The organism is Longimicrobiaceae bacterium (assembly GCA_035696245.1).
GTDB lineage: Bacteria > Gemmatimonadota > Gemmatimonadetes > Longimicrobiales > Longimicrobiaceae > DASRQW01.
In genome coordinates this window covers 1-7235 of the sequence record DASRQW010000475.1, presented here as the reverse complement: position 1 = coordinate 7235, position 7235 = coordinate 1, and the positions used below count along the sequence as shown (strand labels likewise).

Sequence of the window (7235 nt, the reverse complement as noted above, 5' to 3'; positions counted from 1 at the left end):
GTTCAGCACCCAGCGCGTGCCCGCCTCCATGCTGGCCTGGCGCACGCGGTTGCCGAGCATGTCATAGTCGTAGCGCATCACCGCACGGCGCAGCGCGTCGTTCACCTCACGCTCGTTCCCCTCGATGTCGGTTGCCACCCGCGTCTCGTGCGTCTCGACCTTGAACACCGCAGGGGCGTCGGAATACACGAAACGGTTGTGGGCCACGGTCAGGAAGGTGCGGCCGAGCGTGTCGAAGTGGGCCACGGTGGGCGTCGAGGCGTGGACGAAGGCCTTCCGTGCCGCGTCGGCCTCCCACGGCCCCAGCGCGCCGTCCTTCCGGGCCACGTACCAGGTGTCGAGGGATTTCGTAGACGAGCGGAGGCGCTTGAAGAAATCGCCCACGTCCGCATCGGTCTGCGGATCCAGCGCTACGGTGTCGTTCACGTCCCAGCTCACCTGCCGCCATGGGTCGACGACGACCTTCTCCCAGGTGTGGTTGGGGTGCAGCGTCGCCACCACCCGCTCCAACGGGTCGTAGAACAACACTGAGCTTACGCCCGCGGTCACCGCGAACTCGAATTCGGCGGCGGCGCTGAAGAACGGCTCGTACTTGCGGACCGGCTTCCCCTTGTTATTGAAGACCGTCCACCCGCTCCCCACCCAGCGCGTCGCCACATTTGGCCCGCCATCAACCAGCGGCCCCGGCTCGGCCTGCATCTTCTTCTGGATCTCGCGCCCAAAGCCGTCGGAGAAGGCGAAGCCCTGCTGCACCTTCGCCACCTCGCCCGGCGCCAGCTCGGCCACGTGCGTCTCGCGCGCCAGGGTGCAGACGGCGGCGGGCCGCGGGCTCTGGTTGGCCGGGGTATTGAGATAGGCGAAGAGGTCGTAGACCAGGCGCGTGGTGGCGCGCCCCAGCAGCGCGTGCGGGTCGGCGAACGGGTACTGCAGCGGCGCGCCCTGCGGCGGATCGGGGTCGAATCCGTCCAGGAAATCGCCCTCCGCCGGGCCCGCCGCCTTCCCCATCACCGCCGTTGCCACCACCATCCCCAGCGCGTCGAAGGCGGCGGCGGTGCGGTTGCCGTTGGGGTCCATCACCAGGGCCGGCTGCAGCACGCGGTAGTCATTCTCCGCCGTGACGGTGTTACCCACCGCGTCACGCGTCTCCGTCACCAGCAGGTCGTACGCGTCATAGACGACGTGCGTGCGGCCGCCGAACGGGTCGACGAAGCGGTGAGGGAGGAAGCAGTGCTCCAGCGCGTGCGCCAGCTCCTGCGCGGCGGTGTCGCCATCCCCCGGCGAGTAGCGCACCTGGCCGGATGGGATCCACCAGCCGCCGTGGGCGCCCTGCACGTAGCCCCCTTCGCCACCCAGCACCGCCGCCGGGATGGGGAGCAGGTCCTCGTCCACCCCTGCGCGGGTACGGTGGAAGACGGAGGCGAGCAGGCCGGGGGTGAAGGCCAGCTTGTAGCTCTCGAACGGGAGCCCGCGCGCCTGGGCCACTCCCGGCGCCAGCGCGGCGGACAGGTCGTCGGCGCGGTACAGGGTACGGACGTGCTCGATCAGCCGCCGGCACCGGGCGCCCGTGGCAACGCTGAGAGCCGCGGGATCCTCGTACGGCACCTCGTGGGCGCCGTCCGCGACCGTGGTCGCCGCGCCCCGCAGCTCGGCGAGAGTGAAAAGCAGGGTCTTGAGAGGGGCAGCCCCGGCGGGCGCGGCGGTGGGTGCGACGCCCAGCAGCTCGTACGTGCGCGTCTCCCACGGCATGGGCGCGCGATGGTCGTCGGGGAGAAGAGGACCGCCGACAGGGTTGGTGAAGACACTCTCGGTGAGGGTGAGGTGGAGGGCCGCCTGCTTCGCCTGGTCCTTCTCGTCCAGCGCGGGATCGGGAAAGCGCCGGCCGTACACCGCCTGGGCCGAGCGCACCACGTTGCCGCACTCGTCCACCTCCAGCGTCAGCGCGTGGCTCACCCGCGGGTCGGCGCGGCGGGCGCCGTTCACGGTGTACAGCGCGCGCTCGTAGTGGAGATCGACCGTCTCGGCGGCGTGGGCGAGGAAGACCGCGTGCGGGTTCCGCTCGCGCGGTTGCAGCAGCTCCACCGCGTAGCCACGCTCCGAGACGGTGTACGGCCGATCCTCAGCCCGGCCGCGGTCGAGCGCGTACACTTCCTGGCGTAACACGGAGCCGCGCAGCGCGCGGCACGCCTCGCGCGCCTCGTCACCTGTCAGCGTGCGGGCCACGCGCGTTCCGTCTGTGCGCAGCAGCGTGGCCGGCAGCACCGTGTCAGGAAGGAGGAGCGCGGCCGCGCCGGCGTCGGAGAGCCCTGCGTCGTCCAGGCTCGCGACGCCCTCGCGCCAGTACTCGGCGGCGAAGCGCCGCGCGATGCTGCCGGCCTCGAAGAAGGCCCCGGTGTGGAACCATGTGCGGGTGAGCACCGGCGGCACGTACGAGGCGTCGTCCACGTTGGCGCCCGCGGGAAAGACACCGCCGGAGAGGGCACCGATCTCCTCGGTGTCCCACTGCTCCACCATGCCGAAGCCGCGGAACTCCCGCTCGGTGCCGTCGAAGAAGCCGTGGTGGTAGGCGTAGCGGGTTATGAAACGGTTGCGGCTCACTTGGTCGTACGCCTCCACCCGCTCCACCACGTGCACGGGGAATGGCAGCCGCGTGACCCAGGGCCGCCCCGCCAAGCGGTCGGCCAGGTAGAAGCGGGTGGACGGCGCGTACCGCACCACCGTCTCGGCGCCCAGGTTGTTGCGCACGCCGGTGAGCAGGTGCGGCTTCTCGGCCATCAGCTCCACATAGCGCAGCGGCCGCCCCGTGTCGCCAGGGAGCGGCGAAGACCACACCAGGCACGCCGTGCCCGTCCCCAGAAGGTCCACCAAGGCCACGGTGGAGACATCGTCCACGCGGGGGAACGGGAGCGGCCGCGCCTCGCTCCAGCGATTGCCGGAGAGATTGAACCAGAGGCGCACGCCGTTGCCCCCCAAGTAGACCAGGTCGGTGCTCCCCGAGCCGTCTAGGTCGGCCACGCGTAGCCGCCGCGCGTCGAAGTGGTCAGGCGCGTCAAACCAGGGCGAGCCGTCCATCGTCACCCGCGCGCCGAACCGCCCGTGCCCCATGCTGGGCCAGTAGCACACTTCGCCGTTGCGCACGCGCACCAAGTCCGTCAGCCCGTCCCCACTCATGTCGGCCAGGTACACCGAGCCGGTGCCGTCGGCGAACACCAGCCGCGGGCCGCGCTCCTCATCGTCCACCGGCAGGCGCACGCGCCGCGGCGCCCCGAAACCGTCCTCGGCGCGCGACGGATACCACACCAACGAGTCACCCTCCGTCACCAGCACGTCGGCGTGCCCGTCGCCGTCCAGGTCCACGAACCTCAGGTTCGGATCGCCCCAGGACAGTTTCGGCACTGCCACGAAGGCGCGGAACGGCTCCCATCCTCCGTCGTCCGTGCGCTCCCAGAACCCTGGGGTGGGGCCGCCGAAGTCGGCAAGGTCCAGCCGCCCGTCGCCCGCCAGATCCAGAAGCTGTGGCCCTACGCCTAGCGCCGCGGGCACTGGGAGCGTCGCAACCGTCTCGGCGGGCCCGAAGCGGCCACCCCCCAGGTTGCGCTTGTAGAGCCACGCGTCCGCCTGCGAGGCCAGGATCCCCGACAGCCCCTCGCCGTCCAGGTCCGCCCACTGCCAGGCGGCGCCGTCCACACCGCGCGGCAGGTTCTCCAGGCTGGCGCGGTCCAGCTCGCGCACCTCTTCGTCGATCTCCGCTACGCTATAGGTGAACTCCAGCGGCGGGAGCGAACGCCTGAGGTATCCCCCGCCCTTGCGCCGATAGCCGCACTGCGCGACGGAGGTGATGAACGATCCTTCCGGACGCCCCCGGCCGCGGTCGCCGGCGGCAGGCCCTACATCGTGATAGGCCAGGTCGGTCGAGCGCACCAGGCAGTCGACGCCCACCCCCGCCGCGTGCGGGAAGTGGTGGAAGACCAGCACCCGCTGGCACAGGCGGTAGCCGCGCACCTCGAACCCCGCCCTCGAGTACGAGTGCGGGTCGCGTCTACACAGCCATTCGCCCGCGTCGCCCGGTGTGGGTGCCAGCGTGTCGTGCTCGCCGTAGTCGAACACCACCTCGAAGCGCCACGTGGGCTGCGACGGGTCGGGCGGCCGGGGGGAGGCGAGCTTGGAAACGCGGTTGCCGTAGCGGATGCGCTTGATGTAGCGGTTGGTGCCGCGGGACGCGGCGGTGCGGTTCCTCTCGTGCGCTTGTTCGACTGCCACGCCGTCGGAGTTCTCGGCGCGGTAATCATAGACGATAGAGTTGCCGCGCCCGTCGTGGCTCTCGCACGCCAGCCACTGGAACACGCGGGTCGGGTGCTGCGGTTGGAGATCTGCCGGGTCGAAGACGCGCGACAGGTTGTCGCGTCCGTACACCGTGGTAACGTTGTCGCGAGTGATGGAGCGCCAGTACGTGTCACCCGTACCCAGCGCGGTCCAGCGCTCGATTCGGGCGAACAGTCCCTCTGTGCGCGGACGATAGGGATGGACGCGGTACGCGACGCCGTCCACCGTGCGGTCGATCGCTACGCGCCCCCACACCCCGGCCTGCTCCTCCAGCACTGGCACCAGGTCTTCGGCACCTGACAGGAGGAACACGTCGGATTCGTCCGCATCCTCGTAGCGGGGAACGCCCTTGTCGGTCTTGCGGGTGATGGATGCGAGGGAGAGGCTCCAACCGAGCCCGAACGGCCCGTTCCCCGAACCGGAGTCGTAGGAGAGGGAAAGCTGTGGGGCGAAGCCGGAGCGCCCGGGCGGCACGGCGATAGGCACGGAGAGCGAACCGGTGCCCGTCACCGGGTTGGCCGCGAACTTTTCGCCGATTCCGCGGATGGCACCGCCGCCCTTCGGCAGCGAAACCTGCGGCGGCGCGAACCGTGGATCGGCCTCCGACCCCTTCCCCGCCGCTGTCTGCTCACTCATCCAGGTGCTCCGGCCGCCGTGAAAGGCGTGTGCCGCGGACACCCGCCCGCGGTTCTGCATGAGAGACGACTGTATGATCTATGACCGTGGAGGTCGCGGCCGGCGTCGCGGATCGAGGAGCGTGGTTTCCGGACGGAGGGGTCGTGCGCCTCAGCGAGTCGGGAGGAGGACTCTAGGCGGGCTGAAGGCAAACGGTGCGCAACGGCCGTGCCTCGTGCAGCCGACGCCTGCATGTGAGGCGTAGCGCCACTTTGCGCGTGCGACCCCCTTACCATCGTGCGATATTTTTGTCCCGTCCGGGGCGATCGTGCCCCACTGAGGCTCGATGAGGTGCTGTGCGGCTGCACCTAGCCGGCGGGTAACCGCCGTCTTCGCGCGGGGAGAGTCCTGTTCTTTATGAGTGGCGCATTCCTGACGATGTGCAGCGGGAGGGTAAGAAAGAGACTACAGTGTGGACGTAGCACACAGGCGCGGACGGCATACTCCTGAAAAGTCGTGCTATCTGCCGCGCCCAAGTCCCCTGATGTCTGACTAATGAGGACGGATGACCGTTGCCGAGGCGACTGCGAAGTTTCTGGCCCACTGCCAGTACGAGAAAAATCTGACCACCAAGACGCTCCGTGCCTATAGTACAGACCTACGGCAGTTCGCAGCATTTTTTGGTGACCAGCCTCTAACAACACACGGGGTTGAGGCGATCAGCCGAACTGAGCTCGGAACTTACATCCGGCACCTGCATGGGATCCTCGCACCCCGAAGCATGAAGCGTAAGGTGGCCACGCTGAAGTCGCTCTTTCGTTTCCTTGAGCGGGAGGACATCATCCCCGTGAGTCCCTTCCACAAAATGGACGTTCGGATCCGGGAACCTCGTCGTTTGCCTCGTACAGTTCCGCTAGATCAAATCACGCGCTTGTTCCAGTATCTGTACTGCACCTTGGCCGCGACGCCCGTCGGCAGCCGCCGCCACAGGGCACTTATTCGTGATCTCGCGGTCTTAGAAACGCTGTTTGCCACTGGCGCCCGTGTTGCGGAAGTTTGTACGCTCACGCCCGATGACGTCGACCTGAAAGTCGGGAGCATCCGCATCTTAGGAAAAGGATCACGCGAGCGGGTTGTACAGCTCTGCCACCCGAAATCCCTCGATGCCCTGCTCCAGTACCTCGAACACCGGGAAGCCGGCACGTCGGAGTGGTTCTTTCTGGCTCGGTCGGGACAACGCCTCTCGGAACAGGCCGTCAGGACCATTCTGAGAAAACATGGAGTCGCGGCGGGACTTCATCTTCACGTCACCCCCCACATGCTTCGGCACTCCGTAGCAACCCTTTTGCATGAAGACGGCGTGGACATTCGATACATCCAGCATCTGCTTGGTCACCGCTCGATCAGTACCACTCAGATTTACACACAGGTCGGAGAAGCGAGCCAGCGGCGCATGCTTCTCCGTCACCATCCACGGCAACATGTTCCTGCCTGAGGGCTCAACTCTTTCGGACATTTGTCTGGCGGCTATATTAGAACATTATGTGGGGACCCTCCCCACTCATCAACGGTTGATAATAAGAAATTATGAGTCCGCTTCCGCACGCAATACGTCTGGTTCAAGGGAACGTCAGCTTTCTCTCCACTCCGCCTTTCGAGGCATCCAGACGGTACGCACAGAAGTACAACTGCGATTTGGCGGTGCCAAATAGCGTTGGGGTTGGAAACGTGTTGGCGTTTACTCGGCTCGTTGATGATTTCGCCCACTCAGCCGGGAGAAGGCTCAACGTACTCACCGCACCGATTCGCCCATCGGTTGGCATTGTGGAGAATGAGGAAGCATACCCGGCGTGGGCGCACAATCCGTACATCAGGGAAATCCGTAACGCTGACGAGATCGATCCCGCAATCATGGTAGAAATCAACGCGGAAATGGACAACTGCTGCCAGTACAGCCATGTGATCGAGAACGTGTGCGGCGAGTACGGATTGCGTCCACGCTTCTTGCGCCCGTCCATTCACCTCAGCCAAAGGGAGATGGCATGGGCACTCGACATTTTAGAGCAGTATCCGCGACCGATAATTGCTATCCATCCGTACTCCACGACCGCTCCTCGCGAAGGGCATCCATGGCATCGTGAACGGTGGCTTCAACTCGCGGGTGCTCTGTCGGAGCGCGGGACGGTGCTCGAAATCCACAAACACGGGCTCGAGAACCGTGGCTTACCGACGCTTCGAATCCCTACCACACTCCGGCAGATGTTTGCGTTGATCTGGGCGAGCGACATTTTTGTAGGATT

Annotated in this window: 2 protein-coding genes and 1 pseudogene; 2 read left to right on the top strand and 1 reads right to left on the bottom strand. The window is 66.7% G+C overall.

Annotated elements, in window-relative coordinates; genetic code table 11:
• On the bottom strand, nt 1–4956 hold a 4956-nt coding region (locus tag VFE05_21360; protein ID HET6232637.1), incomplete at its 3' end, for a SpvB/TcaC N-terminal domain-containing protein.
• Between the two features lie 580 nt (nt 4957–5536).
• Here VFE05_21360 and VFE05_21355 point away from each other — a divergent pair.
• Both VFE05_21355 and VFE05_21350 read left to right on the top strand, forming a co-directional pair.
• Nucleotides 5537–6430, top strand: a pseudogene (locus VFE05_21355) (tyrosine-type recombinase/integrase).
• A 236-nt stretch (nt 6431–6666) separates the two neighbouring features.
• Nucleotides 6667–7235: hypothetical protein (locus VFE05_21350; protein ID HET6232636.1), on the top strand; the 569-nt coding region annotated here is incomplete at its 3' end.